The sequence below is a fragment of the Leptospira abararensis genome (assembly GCF_016918735.1).
GTDB lineage: Bacteria > Spirochaetota > Leptospiria > Leptospirales > Leptospiraceae > Leptospira_A > Leptospira_A abararensis.
Window position 1 is genome coordinate 160,939 of the sequence record NZ_JAFFPR010000027.1, and the last position, 15,463, is coordinate 176,401.

Consider the following 15,463-nt stretch of genomic DNA (forward strand, 5'->3'; position numbering starts at 1 on the left):
AAGGTTTACATTGAGTGAATCATTTGAGATTACGATCTCCCATAGTTTTACGGACTTTAGGAAGGAAGAATGGAATCTTCTGGTTTTACCAGATTCGGTCTTTCAAGAATATGAATTTCTATCAGGATTAGAGAAGACAGGTTGCATAGGAGATTCCGATTGGACTCCTGTGCTTGTCTCTGCTAGGCGAAGAGGAGTTTTATCGGGAATCCTTCCGGCTTATGTTCGGAGTGATTCCTACGGGGAATATATTTTTGATTTCCAGTGGGCCAATGCATTCCATCGGGCAGGAATTCCTTATTACCCAAAACTCACAGTAGCGGTTCCCTTTACTCCGGTGACGGGAAGTCGGATTTTACTCCATCCAAATCTGACAGCAGAGGAAAAAGTTTTTTTAAGTTCTGAGCTTTTACAAAGACTACTCCAGTTCGGAAAACAAGAGGAAACGTCTTCGGTTCACCTTTTATTCTGCAAAGAAGAAGAACAAAAAATAGGAATTGCCAATTCTTTTGCTCCTAGGCTCTCTCATCAATATCATTGGTTTAACAAAGGTTTTGCGAATTTTGAGGAATTTTTAGCAACACTTGTAAAGGACAGAAGAAAAACCATCCGCCAAGAACGTCGGAAAATTTCCGAGTCAGGGCTAACCATTCAAACTCTGACTGGAGATGGAATTACGGAAGACCATGCGCATATATTTTATGAATTCTACAAGGACACCCATTCCAAAAAATGGGGACAACCTTACTTAAATCGTCAATTTTTTATAGAAATGTATCATCACTTTCGCCATAGGCTTATGTTAGTTTTGGCATCGGATCCAAGGGGAAAACCAATTGGAGGGAGTTGGAATGTGTTTCGGGATGGTTTTTTATTTGGAAGGTATTGGGGAGCTCTGGAACATGTTCCCAATTTGCATTTTGAATGCTGTTATTACCGATTGATCGATTTTGCCATAGAGCATAAAATGGAACGAGTAGAAGCTGGGGCCCAAGGGGAACATAAATTCCTTCGGGGTTATGAAGCAGTTCCTATGTATAGTTTGCATCATATTTACAATGAACAGGGCAGGGCCGCCATCGAATCCTATTTGGAACGAGAGATAGTTATGGAAAGGGAAAATATTTCCGCCTACAATGCGCAGTCTCCTATTAAGGCTCTGCGGGAGGGATAATGTCAGATCCAAAACGAAAATCCTACACGGACATGAACGTAGAACTTCTCGAAAGAGAAAAACAAAAGCAGAAATTAAAGAAACCAGATCGTTATAAGGTGATTCTCATCAATGATGATTACACTCCGCAGGAATTTGTCGTTTATGTTCTTGCCAATGTTTTTCGGAAATCTATGGAAGAATCTCGTCAAATTATGTGGAAAGCGCATACTTCGGGCTCAGCAGTTTGTGGGGTGTATTCTTTAGACATTGCAAGAACCAAAGTAGCGGAAGTCCACAAATTGGCAGACGACGCAGGGCATCCATTACAATGCCAGTTGGCAAAAGAGGAGGACGAATGAACCTTTCCACTGATTTAGAAAAAAGTCTGGAGCTTGCAGGAAAAGAAGCATCCAAATACCACCATGAATTTATTACATTAGAACATTTGTTATATGGCCTTACTTACAATGAAAAAACAAAAGAAGTTTTAGTCAACGTAGGTTGTGATTTGGATCTTCTCCGAAAAGAGTTGACCGAATATTTTGAAGAGGATCTCTCCACAATCGCCGTTCCCAATTTAAAAATCCAACCGCGTTATACCGTGGGAGTTCAATTTGTTATCCAGTTTGCAGCCTTTCATGTGCAAAATTCCGGCAAAGACGAAGTGGACGGAAACAATGTGCTTGTGGCACTTTTTCGAGAGGAAGATAGCCAGGCCTATTACCTTCTCGCCAAACAAGAAGTAAACAGACTCGATGTAATCAAATACATTTCTCATGGAATCAAAAAAGAAAAAGATTCCGAGGAACCTGAGTTTGCTGAAGAAACGGAATCCGGCGAAACGGACGCAAGCGCCCGTAAATCTGCATTAGAAAAGTTTTGTGTGAATCTTACAGAAAGAGCTAAACAAGGAAAACTAGATCCTTGCATTGGGCGAGAAGTAGAAATCGAAAGAACCATTCATATTTTATCGCGTCGTCGTAAAAACAATCCTATCTTTGTTGGAGAAGCGGGTGTGGGAAAAACTTCCATTGTGGAAGGAATCGCCGAACGCGTAGTCAAAGGCCTTGTCCCCAAAAGCCTTTTGAATATGGAAATTTATTCTTTGGATATGGGACTTGTGATGGCGGGAACTAAATTCCGTGGAGAGTTCGAAGAACGACTGAAAGCTATCTTACAAGAAGTCGTCGGAAAACCAGAACGTATTATCTTTGTAGATGAAATTCATACCATTGTGGGTGCCGGTGCTGTATCTGGGGGAAGTTTAGATGCTTCCAATCTAATGAAACCTGCCCTTGCCAATGGAGAATTAAAATGCATTGGAACCACCACGTATAAAGAGTATAAATCTATCTTTGAAAAAGACCACGCCCTTTCTAGAAGGTTTCAAAAAATTGAAGTATCTGAGCCATCTCGGGAAGATGCGATTGAAATCCTTAAAGGCCTAAAACCGAAATACGAATCCTTTCATGGGGTCACTTACAGTGTGAAGGCCATTGAGGCTTGTGTGGATTTATCCAGTTTGCATCTTCGGGACCGGTTTTTACCTGACAAAGCTATCGACTTAATGGATGAATCCGGCGCCTTTGTTAAGTTACGTGATGAGAAAAAAGAAAAACCGCGAAAACAAGTAGGGATTTCTGAAATAGAAACCTTGGTCGCAAAGATTGCTAAAATTCCAGAAAAAACTGTCAAAGCGGATGATAAAAAGAAATTGGAACACTTGGATTCGGAAATCAAGTCCATTGTTTTTGGACAAGACCACGCCATAGAACAAGTGGTAGATGCCATTCACTATTCTCGTTCCGGCCTTAGCGACGAAGGAAAACCGATTGGTAGTTTTCTTTTTGTAGGCCCCACTGGTGTGGGTAAAACAGAAGTCGCAAAAACTTTGGCAGAGAAAATGGGAGTGGAATTCCTTCGGTTTGATATGAGTGAATACATGGAAAAACATTCTGTATCTCGTCTGATTGGAAGTCCTCCCGGTTATGTGGGATTTGACCAAGGGGGCCAACTTACGGATGCTATTGCCAAAAATCCCCACTGTGTTTTGTTATTCGATGAGATTGAAAAAGCACATGAAGATATTTATAATATTTTACTCCAAGTGATGGATCATGCCACACTCACGGATAGCACAGGTAAAAAAGCTGACTTTCGCAATGTGATCCTTATCCTAACGACCAACACAGGAGCTCAGGAAAGTTCCAAACCACTTCTTGGGTTTGATACGGATAGGTATGATGATCGTTCCTTGAAAGCCATTGAACGGACATTTACGCCTGAATTTCGAAATCGTTTGACTGCCGTTGTCGAGTTCAATGCTCTATCCATCTCTGTGGTAGAACTTGTGGTCAAAAGAATGTTTCGCACTTTACAAGCCAAGGCCGAAGAAAAGGGGATTCATTTGGAATTGTCAGAGAAAGCGGTGCGTTACCTAGCCGAAACTGGTTATGACAAAGCTATGGGAGCAAGACCCATTCAAAGGATTCTCAATTCAGAAATTGGAAAACCCCTTTCCAAAAAAATCCTTTTCCACAAAGACAAGGTAAACCGTTATCTTGTGGATGTGAAAGAAAAAGAGGGTAAGGAAGTTCTGGCAATCTTGGAAGTCATTCCTTAATTAAAAGTTTTCAGTTTTTAGAATGACAAAGGAGTTCTTAACTACCGGAGAGTCTTTCTAAAAAAGAATCCTCTCGGTAGAGGCGTATCTAATGGTTCTTTCTGAAGGCAAGTTTCATGGAAGAAGATATAATTTACCTCTTTTAGCAAATGCGGCGAAATTCCATCTGCGAAATCCTGAATTACTACCACTTTGTTTTCTGGGTAACCTTGGTATTTATATAAAAATAGTGAGGGTATATCTTCTGGGATACAAGTTCCTATAACTGCACCCTTTTCTTGTGTCCCTATTTGATTATAAATAGAGTCAGCGATTACTTTATAATCGGTTTTGTGAGCGTATGTATTGGTGTTGAAAGATTTTTTAAATGCAGAGTTAGGTCCTATATACTCACGTCCCTCGCGATTTATGAGTACGTATAGGCTAGTTGCTGTCAAAATTAGGCTAAAAACAGTAATAGGCCAGCGTGCAGTATTCTTTGAAAACAGAAAGAGGGAAACCGGTATGATCAAAAGGGAGAACATTCCAGAAAAATATCGCCCTCGCCAAGGATCGTAAGGACCTAAAAACGAGTTTATTACAAAGTATAAAATAGCAGAATAGAGAAATAGATTAGCAAACTTGGGAATATTATTTGGTCTCTTTATTAGCAGATAAAGCGAAGATAAGAATAAGATAATCCCCCAAATTCCACCATAAGAAAAATCTTCATGAACTCTTTGTTCTCTATCTGGAAAGAATTCTCCTCTCAAATTTCTTTTTAGAAGATAGTGATTGGAGAAGATCGCAAAGAACTTTGAAATGAGTTTCTTGATGTCGCGATTTGTTTCTTTGAATGGCTCAACTGGTAGGCCATCTAGTGTCAGGGTATCAAAGGTAAACCTAATCAAATTGTCTGAACCAGAGATCCAAATGGGATCGGAAAAAGCTGTATGTTCCTTTAGAACCCGGGTTGGACCAATCGGTGATCCATAGCGAACGAAATTATCTTTATAGCCGAATACAATTCCGATAGAGGCAATTGAAGCGATAAGCACTGCATTTCGAATACTAATCCAAATTAAATCGAATTGCATTCTACTTGGTAAGAGATGTTTCCAGAAAAAAGGAAAAAGGGAAATGGTGTAAATAGCAAAAGTCGCTTTTATTGCAGTTAGCAAAAGTATCATAATCCCAAAAACAATTGCAATTCTAGGATCATTCCACTGAATTAATGGACTTTTTATAAATCTAATCAAACTAATCGATGTGAATAATATTGCCGTTTGTATGATATCCGTTTGAGTAGTAGTGGATATAAGTAAGGTTTCAACTACAAAAAAGTTAGCAATTAATGCAAAATATTTCAGATTTCTATTCGTTGAAATTTGTCCGATAATATGAAAGCTAGAAATGGAAATAGCAACAATAGATAATAAGCTAAATCCTTGAAGAAGAGGTAGGTAGGCAATTCCTTTCCAGATCCAAATGTAAAAACTAGTAGGTCCGTGTGGTTGAGTAACCTGCGCCCAGTAATTGGTTCTAAAGATTTCAAAGGTACCTTGCGATAAATAACCAAATATACGGGGAATTTGATAGGCTAGTGAGTCGTGGTTATGTGGTGGCAATACTAATACAATTCCCAGATTTAGAATGACCAAAATTAAAAAGATACTCACTGCGAGTCTGGGATAAAAATATTTGGGGAATTTCGGAAAACAGAATTTCAGATGAATTTTTTTCCGCAATGGTACTAAACATAAAAGAAACAAAATCGAAAGAGAATACTGCCCCAAGGTGCTATTTAACAGGTTAAAACAAGAAAGGATTTCTTGAGTGAGCAGAATGTAAGTAATTAAAAATAGAAAAAATACTTCAGTGAATCTTTTTGAATTAAAAAAAATATCGTTGATTGCTTTTGTAATTAGAATGCAGAAGCTAAGGTCAATGAATAAGTACATTCTTTAATTTAAGGATGAACTCTACTGAGTATCTCATCTTCTTTTTTGAAGGTAAGGTAGCCAAATACAAAAGCTCCGAGGATAGAGAATATAAATAAATAGAATGGACTGATAAGTACCACTTCCTCTGGTTTTACAAAGTCATAAAAATAACGTTTTGGATCCAAATATCCCCAGATGACGAAAACAACTGACACCATTTGGCTTGCGAAAAACCAAAACCTAGTCCATTGGGACTTCCAAAATCCAAGGAAGAAAAAATTAAGAAGACCCAGGAGAATGAACACCGAATTTAATTTGGGTCCAAGTGAAATGGATTCTTTGATTTCAAAAAAACGAATCTCATAAGAAAACCAAGGAAGGATAGATAAGAGAAGTTGTAAGAATAAAAATATAAAGAATACTTTATCAAAAAAAAGTTTCGTTTCCCAATAACGATAGAGAGAGAGGAAAATCCTTTTGGTTAAAAACCACCAAGCAAGGATTAGTTCAGGAACAAAAAAAAGAGAGGATTTCGTGAACTGAAAAATAGCGAAACAATGAATCAAAAAAGAATTGTTCATTCGATTTCGGCTACCACTTCCAATTCCACACTGGCATCCAAAGGGAGGGAACTAACTCCAATCGCAAACCTAGCATGTTTTCCTTTGTCTCCAAAGATAGCGACTACAAGTTCGGAGGCACCATTGGCTACCAAATGGTGTTCGGTAAAGTCAGGACTTGAGGATACAAAAACACCTAACTTCACAATGGATTTGATTTGGTCTAAGGATTCAATATGAAGTAAGATGGCGGCAAGAGCATTCAATAGGCATTGTTTGGCTTCCGCTTGTGCTTCTGCTAAAGTAACTTCTCTTCCTACCTTTCCTGTTTTTTGTATTTTTCCAGAAACAAGAGGCAATTGTCCTGAAGTAAAAATCAAATTACCAGAGCGTTTGGACGGGATATAGGCAGCAAGTGCTGCAGGAACAGGAGGGATTTCTAGGCCCAATTCTCTTAATGTGTCTTGGATAGGCATTGGATTCCAGGCTAGAAGGGCCTCGTTTATGGGACAAAAATTTTTTTAAAAAATCATCTAAAATAGAAAACTTTCTTGACGATTGGCAGTCAAACATCTAGAGTGCTAATTAAAATAGCAGTTGGGTTATGCGACTGCTAAAAAGGAGAATGCGCATGTTGTTCCGAATTCTAGACCCACAAACGAAAGCAAATCAGTTCTGGAGAGACTTTGACCGGTTGAATGATGAGTTGACCCGTTCCATTTTGGACAGCCAATTTGGTCCTTCTTCTAATTTCCCACCTGTAAATGTGTATACAAAGGAAGAGGAAGCCCTGGTCACTTGTTTACTTCCTGGAATTGAAGCTAACGAGATCGATATCAACGTAAAAGACAATCTTCTCTCCATTCATGGAAAGAAAAAAGCCGAAGAACTGGCGGAAGGAACAGAGGTGCATCGTCGTGAAATCTTCAATGGAGAGTTTCATAGAACTTTGGAACTACCATTTCGCGTGGATCAAGATCATGTCCTTGCAAAATTTACAAACGGTGTTTTAAACATCCACCTTCCTCGCAGAGAAGAAGATAAACCTAAGAAAGTATCCATCATTGCTGGTTAAGGAGAGAATTATGAATACACTGACAAAAGAAAACAAAGAAGAAGTTCCGCAAAAAACACAAGAAAAAGACCTAAAAGCACCCACAAAAGTTTACTCACCAAATGTGGATGTGTTCGAAACAGAAGCGGAACTTCTATTTCGCGTGGAAATGCCTGGGGTGGACCAATCTTCTGTGGAGATTTCGATCGAAAAAGACCAACTCATTTTAGAAGGGAAGTTTGTTCCTCCATCAGAGTCTCGAGGTCAAGTACGACTCGCAGAATACAGAGAAGGAAACTACTTCCGTAAATTTACCATAGGGAAGGCGATTCATTCTGATAAAGCAACGGCAAAAATGAAGAATGGGATTTTGGAACTAACCATTCCCAAAATGGAGCCGAAAAAAACAAAAATCGAAATTCAAAAATAAACAATTCCTTGTTAGGTGTTTGGTAATCCTTAACGGAATTTTATCACAAACCCGGTTTGTCAATTCTGGCAAGTCGGGTTTTCTTTTATAGAAAGAAGGCTCAGTCAGTTCAGTTGCGTTTCTTTTATAAAAGGGTGCGAATTGTTTCTAGCAACTGTTTGTTTTCTTCTGGGGTTCCTATGGTGATTCGAATGTAATCTTTGGATATTCCCGTAGAGAAATAACGAATGAGAATGTTCCTTTCTTTTAATTGTAAATAAAGACTTTCCGGAGAGATTCCCACTTTTGGTTTACAAAATAAAAAATTGGTAGAAGAGTTTGGAATGGAAAATCCTAGGGACTCCAATTCTTTTTTTAACTTTATTCTTTCCTGGATTACAAGAGAACGTTTTTCAAAAAAATATTCTTTGTCTGAGTATGAAGCTTCGGCAATCACTTGTTCTAAGATCCCCACATTGTAAGAATCTTTCAGTTTACGAATCCAATTGATTACATCCAGAGATCCGACTAGATAACCCACCCGAAGTCCTGCAAGCGCATAGGATTTAGAAAAGGTTCGAGATACAACAAGGTTTGGATATGATTTAATTTCCGAAATTAAACTTGCATTAGGTTCTGTGAAATCAATATATGCTTCATCCGAAAGAACAATGCCTGGAAAATTTTTGACTAAGTTTAAGAGTTTTGATTTCTCTTCTTCGACACCAGTCGGGGCATTGGGATGGGCGAAACAAAGTAACTTACCTTTTTCTTTTAATAAAGATTCAAAATCAAAATGTAAATTTGGTAGAAGGGGAACCGCTTTGTAAGTAGCTCCCACCATCATTTGTTCAGTAATTACTGGGTAATAGGAATACGTAGGCTCTGGTGCCACAACTACATCCCCAGGTCCAATGAGTGTATGGAATAACATCCGTAAGGCTTCATCAGAACCGTTCGTAACTAATATTTGGTTAGGATCCAAATCATGATCTTTGGCTATGAGCTCTTGTAATTTCCTTGCATGGTAGTTGGGATATTTTCGTAAAACACCTGTTTGTAAAACTTTCTCTACAGCTTCCTTTATTTTTGGTGAAGGTGGGTAGGGGTTTTCGTTGGTATTAAGTTTGATGGTAGATGTGCTAAGACCTGGTTGTTCACCCGGAGTGTATGGTTTGAAAGTTAGTAACTCTTTACGCACCAACATTTCCATAGAAAATATTTTGTTTGGACTTGTCACAGGCTTATAACCGATTCAGGGCATTGATATAGGCTTTCGCACAGGCTTCAATGATGTCCGTGGAATCCCCTTTTCCTACCACTCGTCTTTCCCCATCTTCTAAAGTCACAGAAGCTTCTGCCATGGCATCGGTTCCTTCCGTCACTGGAGAAATTACAAGTCGAGAAAGGAATGGAGAAAGTCCAGTCACAAGGTTTATTGCCTTGAAGATACTATCTACCGGTCCATCTCCATGAGCTTCTCCTTGTTTTGTTTCTCCTTTGATGAGTAATGAAATTTTAGAATCCGGAGTTTTGTTTGTGCCAGTATTTTGTTCAAAGGAAACTAATCGGTAGGTTTCATCGACTTGGGAACGACTGATTTCTCCTTGAAAAAGGGCCGCAATGTCTTCATCAAAGACTTCCTTCTTTTTATCAGCAATCTCGAGGAAACGGTTGTAGGCGTTATCAATTTCTTCCGGTTTGGGATCAAAACCCATGCGGACGATTCGGTCTTTGAATCCCGCTCGGCCAGAGTGACGGCCAAGAACCATACGATTGGATTTGAGTCCCACAGATTCAGGCGTCATAATTTCATAAGTTTGTCTATTTTTGATCACACCATCTTGGTGGATTCCAGACTCGTGAGCAAAAGCATTGGTACCCACAATGGCTTTGTTAGGTTGGACTACCATACCTGTTGTGGTTTTTACCAAATGAGAACCGCGAGTGATGAGAGTAGAATCAATTCTTGTTTCCACTCCAAAGGCATCCTTTCTTGTTTTTAAAGCCATCACCACTTCTTCCATAGCTGTGTTACCGGCACGTTCGCCGATCCCGTTGATCGTACATTCAATCTGACGACCTCCCGCAAGAACGGTTGCTAGTGAATTGGCCACAGCAAGACCAAGGTCGTTATGGCAATGGGCAGAAAAAATCACTTTGTCGGCACCTTTCACTTCCTTTTTAAGGAAACGAAATAGATCCATATATTCTTGTGGGGTGGTATAACCGACCGTATCTGGAATGTTAATGGTGGTTGCCCCTTCTTCTATGACAGCTTCGACTAACTCGCGTAAGAAAGACCATTCCGAGCGAGTAGCATCCTCTGGTGAAAACTCCACGTCGGTGACAAAGTCCCGAGCCATCTTTACGGCAGCTCTTGCCATCTCCAAAACTTCCGAAGGAGACTTACCCAATTTGTGTTTCATGTGGATGGGAGAGGAAGCAATGAAGGTATGAATTCGTTTGAGTTTGGCCGGTTTTAGAGCATCACGTGCGGCTTCTAGATCAGGACGAAGGCTCCTTGCGAGTCCACAAATGATTGGACCTTCGATTTCCCGAGCGATTCTTTCTACAGCTTTGAATTGTACAGGAGAAGAAACGGGAAATCCAGCTTCGATGATATCGACTTTCATTCGGGCAAGGTGTTGGGCAATTTCCACCTTTTCATCTTCGCTCATCGCAGCCCCGGGGCATTGTTCCCCGTCCCTTAGAGTGGTATCAAATATACGTACGAAATCTTCCATCTCCTTCCAGATCATAGGTTCGCTTCACTCTGTCAAGTGAGTATGGAATGCACCAGTGATCCAATGGTAGGGTTTCCCATCTTTCCCTATAGGGATTGGGTTTTGTTTTCCTTCGCTCCAAAACCGGATGGGTTTTTCCAAATCATAGGTCACTTCCTTGTCTGTGATGGAGGATAACCTGGATTGAACTTCTGCTCTTGGATACGGTAGGTAGAAATGGAAGACCATCACACCTCCCAGGGCCAAAAAAAGAACCCAGTGGGAAATCTTCTTAGTAAAAGGAACAAGGACCCAGGTGATTCCAAACAGGGCAAAGAACCAGAGGGGAAATAAATACCGAATGGGATAAGGATGGAGGTAAGTGAACCTTCCCACAAGTAGGAGGAGTCCGACTAGGACTGGAAAAAAGACAATAAGGAGGTGGCGAATGAGTTTAGGAAATTTTGGATAACTAAAAAAGAGCAAACCCATTAATAAGAGAATCGATTTTCCTTGGTAGTAGATATGTTTCGAAAAGTCCCAAAGATAAGTTCCCGAGAGTTGCAAACTACTTTCTAATGTTTGGCGTGTTAGATAATTCCCGAGAATTTGGAAACTTCCGGGAATCTGAAAGATCTGTTTCAAACCGAGGAATGCGAGTTCATTGAAGAGAATAAATAGGAAGCTTAAAATCCAAAAACGTTTCTTTTGGAAGTAAGAAATTCTCTCAGAGAGAGGCCTCTTCGAATCCCAAATTCGAACCACAAAAAATGAGAGGACACCCACAGAAAACGAAAAACGGTCCGAAAGATAAAGCAGGGAAAAACTGGAGAAAAAGAAGGCAGTTAAATGATTGGGAAGGTATTGGTGAGATCCATTTCCTAGGTGATCCTTTTCTCTGTCGTTTAACACCGAATAAAGGTACATGGCAAGAAGAAGTGAGAAAAAAAAACCCGTGCTGTGGTGTGCCTGCGATAGGAAATATACCAACGGAAGGGGATTGTCACCGATCCAATATCCGAGGAAAGAGACTAGGGTCAAAAGAAACTCGAAAAGAAAGAGAAACTCTAATGACTCTGTTTTGGTTGCATACTTAGAAATAAAAAAGGAAATTCCGAGTAACACAAAAAACATTTGGAGGGTTCCATATGCTGAAGGAATATATAAAAAGGGAACCAAGGGATAAAGAATTAAGTTTAAAAATAAATCAGGAAAAAAATAGGGTGATGGAGGCAAATACCAGTGAAACATCCCTTGTTCCGAAAATACATCCTTTAAAAGTAAAGGAAGGTAAAGACTGTCTGCGGAATGGAGTGGTTCGAAATAAATAGTTTCGCATAACAAGAAATTAATGATGCCGGAAACCAAAAAGAATAAAAAAAAATAAAATCGCGATGGGGATTGGATCGACATAGGAATCTAAAAAGCGAACCTCAACATAACGAAAAGATTTTCTTGCATAATGAATGATAACAAAAACATAGATTTATTCTTTCCTCAGTTCTTCTCTGTCAATTTAGACGGCGGCGAGGATACAACGATTCCAATCCGATTTTACCAATCGTTTCTCGGGGCGACTGTCCTAAAAGAAAGTTTTGGTCATTCGGAATTGAAATTGAAATCGGGGGAATGTTTGGTTTTTTCCAAAGCTACAGAACATTGTCCGGTGCGTAAAGGAACCATCACAGTGAGTTGTGACAAATCCATACGCAACCATCCCAATTTCTCTTCGCTGAAACTTGTAATCTCCATTCCAGAAAAACCATACGCATTATATGAAGATCCTTGGGGAAATTGGATCTGGATTTATTTTTTAGATTCTAAATAGGAAGCCAAACGATCGGGAAAGTCAGTGATTAGACCGGCCACTCCCACTTCAATTAACTGGTTCCATTCTTCTTCCGTATTGGTGGTATAAGGAATCACAAGTAACGACTCTTCCTTTAGGCCTTGAACAAACTCTTTTGTACATGCCGAAAGATGAGGAAGAATTAAATCCGGCTCATAATCCATGTAATTCTTGTTTAGCGAATCTCCATTTTCCACGAGAAGGCCACGTAATACTTCGGGTTCTTCGATTCTGATCAGATCCACAAGATCCCAATCAAAACTACTGACCCAAATGCGATCACTTAGTTTGTATTTCCGAATCAGTTTGACAAGGGCCGATGTTAGAGCCTGCCTTTCCTCTTTTTTACCTTCACTTTTCATTTCAATATCAAAAACAGTATTTTCGGGAAGAGTTTGGATGACTTGAGAGAGTGTTGGAATTTGTTCTCCTTCAAAGGCTTCTTCAAAAAAACTTCCTGCATCGAGTTCCGCAAGAGCCCGGTATTTATAATCAGCCACTTTTCCTTTTCCATCGGTGGTTCGATCCACAGTGAAGTCATGGATGACCACAAGTTCGCCAGAGGCACAAAGCATGGTATCCAATTCAAAAAATCTTGTGGAATCAGATCCCACAAGAAAGGATACAAGGGTGTTTTCTGGAGCAAGACCCCTTGCCCCCCGATGTCCAATGTTTGCTGGAGTTTTTCCGAGGATGGCTTTGATTCTTTCGATTCTTGGTTGGAACATAGTCGCCTTACCCTGGTTGGATGGTGGATTCCAATCCTTCTTCTTCCATGGCTGATCGGAACATTTGGTTTTTCAAAGTTTCTCCCAAATAACGGTCAATGTAGATATGGATGGCATAGAGAAGAGGTGTAATGAGGATAGCCACACCCATTTTGTATAAAAAGTTTGTGTTGGCAATGGCGATCAGTTTGGAGACGGGATGGTATTTGCCGAGAGCGATAAAGATCACCACATAAGAATCAATCAGTTGGGAGATGATGGTGGAACCGGTAGCCCTTAGCCAAATGTGTTTACCGGCAGTTTTTTTCCTAAGGAAATGGAAGGTATGGAGGTCAATCATCTGCCCAATCATATAAGCAATGATGGATCCTAAAATCACAAGGCCAGAATTGGCAAACACCCGTTCAAAGGAGGCATCATCAATCGGGGATTCGGGACTTGCCGGAATTTGGATGTCGATCACAATAAGAAGGTAAGCAAGTCCAATCATCACCATTCCAAGAAAGGTTGTGGCTCGTACTACCTTTCTACCATAGTATTCGTTTAAAAGGTCTGTGATGATAAAAGTGACTGGAAAAGGGATAACCCCCATAGTCATTGTGAATCCGAAGGCAAAAAATAATTTACTACCGGTAAGTTCCGCAAGCAAAAGAAAGGTTAGAAAAAAACTAAGAAGAACCGTATATAGAATGACCGGTTTTTGTTTGAGAACATGCATAAATTTCTTTTTCCTTTCCTTCGAATTTAGACTAGGAGAGAATCCCTCCTGAAAAATCATGGGATGAGAAATAGGGTCTTGCGTGTTTCGAATATTCTCTACTCTTTTTTTCATCCGCGTTCGATAATCACACTAGAAGTAATATATGTCCGAATCTGAAAACTCATCCTCTTCCAAACATCCTCTGTCTAATGCAGCTAAATATTCCTTATTATTTGCCTCTTGGGTCTTTTTATCCGCCATCTCCTTCTATTTAGGAATGAACTTAATCCAAAATAACGGTACAGCCCTTGTGTTAAAAGACAGTGCCAAAACGGGAAATGCCAACCCAAGTGTTGTGGAAGCTTCCACTCCCTCGCTTGGCACTCCTTCCGAGATGGAAACAAAAGAAAACACAGAGTTACAAACAACACAAACTGTAGAAGAATCTGCGGATTTGCCAAACTTTCTTCCCGATGAAAACGTATCTTTTCGTTCCTCCGCCTGGTCCACTGATTGGACAGCGATGAAAAAAACAGTTCATCTCTACAACGAAATCCATCCCTTCATTTATACCATGAAAGGGGGACTTTCTAATAACGGAGAATTGATTTCTAGTTGGTCTAGTACTTCCAAGAAAGAACGAGTTCTGGAACTGCGTGCGTTAAATCCAAAAGTGAAAATCATTCCGACTATCTTTCGCTGGGAAAATCCAAAGGAAAAAATCCAAGAAAACATTGGAATGGGTGGGAGAAACGACATCCGTGACCACCACATCCAAGTCATCGTAAATGAAATTATGACTTATGGTTATGATGGAATTGATATTGATTATGAAGGAATGTCCTGCGACAAAAAAGAAAAGTTTGAAGAGTTTTTTGCCCTTCTTGCCCGGGAAGTTCATAAAAAAGGAAAACTGATTTCTGTTGCGGTACACCCGAAAACTCCTGCGGAAAAAACAAAAAAGAAAGAACTGAATTGCCGTGGCCTTTCCAAGCCAATCGCTCTTGATTTTCGTGAAAATTGGAGAGGGCCCACTACACATGATTATGCGTTCCTTGCCAAACATGCGGATCGGGTGAAAATTATGGCCTATGAGCTCCACCCTCGTAAATACCATAACCCAGGTCCTGGACCCCAAGCACCGAATGTTTGGTTAAAAGAAATCATTACATATGCCAAAAAAAGAGTGCCCATGCATAAACTTTATATGGCCATTCCCACTTATGGATATGATTGGGCTCTCAATTGCAAATCTTCTGCCAAAGCCATTTATCATTCCGATGCCCAAAGGATCAAAGCAGGGGTACATAAAAATCGCCAACCCACGGATATCAATCGGATCTTAAATGAAGAGAACAAAGTGGCTAGTTGGAGAAATTTATCTAAGTTTTCTGACATTCATAAGAATCGCGCTTATGAAGATCCATCCCTTTGGTATACCAGTGGTGGTTGCGACCGAGTGGCTTTTTATATGAACCGAAAAGCCTTTGAAGAAAAAATGACCCTTCTTCGTAAGTACGATTTGGGTGGATTTTCTTTCTGGCAACTCGTGACCGACAATGATCCAGAAATCAATGTTTACTTAAGCAAACTGGTCCAAGGCCAACTCCCTCCAGTCGAAAAAGCTAAAGAGGAAGAGGAACCAAAGGAAGAAACAACAACTCCAATGAGTGATTCCAAAGAAGCTTTAAAAGTATCCGATTCCAAATCTAAAGCCAAAACAAAAAAGTTTTAAA

15 protein-coding genes are annotated in these 15,463 nt (G+C 39.9%); 7 read left to right on the top strand and 8 right to left on the bottom strand.

Annotation, left to right across the window (positions count from 1 at the left end):
- Positions 1-10 precede the first annotated feature (10 nt).
- Genes JWG40_RS09045 through clpA form a run of 3 tightly spaced genes read left to right on the top strand, consistent with a single transcriptional unit; the run spans position 11 to position 3,779 of the window.
- Positions 11-1,174: a GNAT family N-acetyltransferase gene (locus JWG40_RS09045; RefSeq protein WP_205285472.1), complete on the top strand. Its 1,164-nt coding sequence runs from the start codon at positions 11-13 to the stop codon at positions 1,172-1,174.
- Positions 1,174-1,515 (top strand): ATP-dependent Clp protease adapter ClpS, encoded by a 342-nt coding sequence (gene clpS / locus JWG40_RS09050; RefSeq protein WP_015679845.1) that lies wholly within the window; start codon positions 1,174-1,176, stop codon positions 1,513-1,515. Before JWG40_RS09045 ends, clpS begins: the two co-directional genes overlap by 1 nt.
- Complete coding sequence (gene clpA, locus JWG40_RS09055) at positions 1,512-3,779, top strand: ATP-dependent Clp protease ATP-binding subunit ClpA (protein ID WP_205285473.1); 2,268 nt, start codon at positions 1,512-1,514, stop codon at positions 3,777-3,779. Before clpS ends, clpA begins: the two co-directional genes overlap by 4 nt.
- Before the next feature lie 41 nt (positions 3,780-3,820).
- On the opposite strand, the gene JWG40_RS09060 is transcribed toward clpA, so the two are convergent.
- From JWG40_RS09060 to JWG40_RS09070, 3 genes are all read right to left on the bottom strand, one after another.
- Complete coding sequence (locus tag JWG40_RS09060) at positions 3,821-5,386, bottom strand: hypothetical protein (protein ID WP_205285474.1); 1,566 nt, start codon at positions 5,384-5,386, stop codon at positions 3,821-3,823.
- A 341-nt stretch (positions 5,387-5,727) separates the two neighbouring features.
- Positions 5,728-6,282, bottom strand: a complete 555-nt coding sequence (locus JWG40_RS09065; RefSeq protein ID WP_205285475.1) for a hypothetical protein — start codon at positions 6,280-6,282, stop codon at positions 5,728-5,730.
- Positions 6,279-6,737, bottom strand: coding sequence for a RidA family protein (locus tag JWG40_RS09070; protein WP_205285476.1), 459 nt, complete (start codon positions 6,735-6,737; stop codon positions 6,279-6,281). Before JWG40_RS09070 ends, JWG40_RS09065 begins: the two co-directional genes overlap by 4 nt.
- Before the next feature lie 155 nt (positions 6,738-6,892).
- Between JWG40_RS09070 and JWG40_RS09075 the strand changes: the two genes are divergently transcribed.
- Both JWG40_RS09075 and JWG40_RS09080 read left to right on the top strand, forming a co-directional pair.
- The gene (locus JWG40_RS09075; protein WP_205285477.1) at positions 6,893-7,336 is read left to right on the top strand and encodes an Hsp20/alpha crystallin family protein; all 444 of its coding nucleotides are present in this window, start codon (positions 6,893-6,895) and stop codon (positions 7,334-7,336) included.
- Positions 7,337-7,346: 10 nt separating this feature from the next.
- Complete coding sequence (locus JWG40_RS09080; protein WP_205285478.1) at positions 7,347-7,745, top strand: Hsp20/alpha crystallin family protein; 399 nt, start codon at positions 7,347-7,349, stop codon at positions 7,743-7,745.
- Between the two features lie 124 nt (positions 7,746-7,869).
- Here the strand turns inward: JWG40_RS09080 and hisC are convergent, their stop codons facing one another.
- From hisC to JWG40_RS09095, 3 genes are read right to left on the bottom strand one after another with little or no spacing between them, the layout of a single operon-like run.
- A complete protein-coding gene (gene hisC, locus JWG40_RS09085; RefSeq protein WP_232369294.1) occupies positions 7,870-8,931 on the bottom strand; it encodes a histidinol-phosphate transaminase in 1,062 nt (353 codons plus the stop codon).
- Positions 8,932-8,968: 37 nt separating this feature from the next.
- Complete coding sequence (locus tag JWG40_RS09090) at positions 8,969-10,486, bottom strand: 2-isopropylmalate synthase (protein WP_205285479.1); 1,518 nt, start codon at positions 10,484-10,486, stop codon at positions 8,969-8,971.
- 9 nt (positions 10,487-10,495) lie between these two features.
- Positions 10,496-11,863: a hypothetical protein gene (locus tag JWG40_RS09095; RefSeq protein ID WP_205285480.1), complete on the bottom strand. Its 1,368-nt coding sequence runs from the start codon at positions 11,861-11,863 to the stop codon at positions 10,496-10,498.
- 46 nt (positions 11,864-11,909) lie between these two features.
- Between JWG40_RS09095 and JWG40_RS09100 the strand changes: the two genes are divergently transcribed.
- Entirely contained in the window at positions 11,910-12,278 is a 369-nt protein-coding gene (locus tag JWG40_RS09100; protein WP_205285635.1) for a VOC family protein, read from the top strand.
- Here the strand turns inward: JWG40_RS09100 and JWG40_RS09105 are convergent.
- Positions 12,257-13,027: a glycerophosphodiester phosphodiesterase gene (locus JWG40_RS09105; RefSeq protein ID WP_205285481.1), complete on the bottom strand. Its 771-nt coding sequence runs from the start codon at positions 13,025-13,027 to the stop codon at positions 12,257-12,259. The two genes, JWG40_RS09100 and JWG40_RS09105, sit on opposite strands and share 22 nt — an antisense overlap.
- Positions 13,028-13,034: 7 nt before the next feature.
- A complete protein-coding gene (locus tag JWG40_RS09110; RefSeq protein ID WP_205285482.1) occupies positions 13,035-13,745 on the bottom strand; it encodes a queuosine precursor transporter in 711 nt (236 codons plus the stop codon).
- A 145-nt stretch (positions 13,746-13,890) separates the two neighbouring features.
- On the opposite strand from JWG40_RS09110, the gene JWG40_RS09115 reads away from it, so the two are divergent.
- A complete protein-coding gene (locus JWG40_RS09115) occupies positions 13,891-15,462 on the top strand; it encodes a glycosyl hydrolase family 18 protein (protein WP_205285483.1) in 1,572 nt (523 codons plus the stop codon).
- Position 15,463 lies beyond the last annotated feature (1 nt).

Coding starts and splice junctions, on each gene's coding strand:
- clpS (WP_015679845.1), top strand. CDS start 1,174: ATGTCAGATCCAAAACGAAAATCCTACACGGACATGAACGTAGAACTT.
- clpA (WP_205285473.1), top strand. CDS start 1,512: ATGAACCTTTCCACTGATTTAGAAAAAAGTCTGGAGCTTGCAGGAAAA.
- JWG40_RS09065 (WP_205285475.1), bottom strand. CDS start 6,282: ATGAACAATTCTTTTTTGATTCATTGTTTCGCTATTTTTCAGTTCACG.
- JWG40_RS09070 (WP_205285476.1), bottom strand. CDS start 6,737: ATGCCTATCCAAGACACATTAAGAGAATTGGGCCTAGAAATCCCTCCT.
- JWG40_RS09075 (WP_205285477.1), top strand. CDS start 6,893: ATGTTGTTCCGAATTCTAGACCCACAAACGAAAGCAAATCAGTTCTGG.
- JWG40_RS09080 (WP_205285478.1), top strand. CDS start 7,347: ATGAATACACTGACAAAAGAAAACAAAGAAGAAGTTCCGCAAAAAACA.
- hisC (WP_232369294.1), bottom strand. CDS start 8,931: ATGTTGGTGCGTAAAGAGTTACTAACTTTCAAACCATACACTCCGGGT.
- JWG40_RS09090 (WP_205285479.1), bottom strand. CDS start 10,486: ATGATCTGGAAGGAGATGGAAGATTTCGTACGTATATTTGATACCACT.
- JWG40_RS09095 (WP_205285480.1), bottom strand. CDS start 11,863: ATGTCGATCCAATCCCCATCGCGATTTTATTTTTTTTTATTCTTTTTG.
- JWG40_RS09105 (WP_205285481.1), bottom strand. CDS start 13,027: ATGTTCCAACCAAGAATCGAAAGAATCAAAGCCATCCTCGGAAAAACT.
- JWG40_RS09110 (WP_205285482.1), bottom strand. CDS start 13,745: ATGCATGTTCTCAAACAAAAACCGGTCATTCTATATACGGTTCTTCTT.
- JWG40_RS09115 (WP_205285483.1), top strand. CDS start 13,891: ATGTCCGAATCTGAAAACTCATCCTCTTCCAAACATCCTCTGTCTAAT.